Annotated in this window: 2 protein-coding genes; both read right to left on the reverse strand. The window is 33.7% G+C overall.

Features of this window, described 5'->3' with window-relative positions; all coding sequences use genetic code 11:
- Positions 1–116 precede the first annotated feature (116 nt).
- Positions 117–677 carry a hypothetical protein gene (locus tag ACWF79_RS34820; protein WP_015382968.1) on the reverse strand — a complete coding sequence of 187 codons (561 nt, stop codon included), beginning with the start codon at positions 675–677 and terminating at the stop codon, positions 117–119.
- Between the two features lies 1 nt (position 678).
- Complete coding sequence (locus ACWF79_RS34825; RefSeq protein WP_015382967.1) at positions 679–1,137, reverse strand: Panacea domain-containing protein; 459 nt, start codon at positions 1,135–1,137, stop codon at positions 679–681.
- Positions 1,138–1,225: the final 88 nt, after the last annotated feature.

The following is a 1,225-nucleotide window of genomic DNA, read 5'->3' on the forward strand; positions in this document are numbered from 1 at the left end:
AGAGTGAAGAGGATATTCGTGCAGCTGTGAAGAGCCTTTTGATGAAAGGTGAATTAAAGTGGGATAAATTAACGAAAAAGTGGATAATATAAAAGCTCACAACAGAATGTGAGCTTTTAAGAACTATATGTTAAATGAGGGCAAAAATCATATTTCTCATAATCACTTTGATTATATTTTACACTCGGATAAATCAAATGATGGTAATCTAAAAAAAGTGGGAAAGCTATATCATTATGGTGATCATAAACAGCTATTATTCGTATAGAGTTAGAAACTCCAAATTGCCAAACGTTAAAGTCAGATTCTTCATCTAAAATTGTTTTTCCGTGTATTTCCTCAGCAATTTGAATAGCTAGTTGCTTTTTATCCCCATCCAGTATATGACAATGTGTGAATTGTCCCTGCCCTTTGCTTTTTTTGATTACATCCCAATTTCTATGAACATTAGGGATAACCTTACTAAAAATTTCGTGCGTGTATAATGAATGCTGTTCCATATCCTTCAACTTATTAGTGAACTTTTTCATATTAACGCCCTTCATCCACTTTTCATAGGATAGATCAAATGTGAGAGACTTTTCACCCCTAGTAGGGGGAATTCCACTTTGAACAGCACGCTTAGGTTCAAAAGTATTTGAAACTTGTTTTACTTTTTTTCCTTTGCGTTTCGCCATTTTATTGAACCCGCTGTATATAACATTCGAAAATATCTTTATCCTCTAATTCTTCTCGACATCTGTCTAATGGCTGATACCCTTTTCTCGCATTTAACCAAGGTGATTCTTGATGAGTAAGTGTTTCTAACTCATTCCCATTGTATTGCCCATACACTTCCCATACTTGTTGAAGTATATCTACAGTATCTTCATCAAAGGTTGGTAACTGACCTTCAAATTTTTCAATTTCTTGATACCCTTTATGACGGTATTGATCATAAATTGAATAAATTACCGGACCGTGAACCCACGCTTCGAATTTTTCGTTGAATAATTTGTTTTCCAACTCTTCCGGATTTTCGTTTTCAAGTGTTAAAAACCAAGAGTAAGCATAATACAATATCTTTTGTAGCTTCTTTGGCGTCATCGGTTCTTTTGACAGAAACCAGTTTGCAACTGACTGCACATTATAAGCCATACTGACACTCCCCTTTATAAGCACATATGTTCTTATAAATTTGTTATAACCTTATTTTAGTGTATTTATCCAAATTATACAATACTTT

The organism is Streptomyces sp. NPDC054975 (assembly GCF_053609105.1).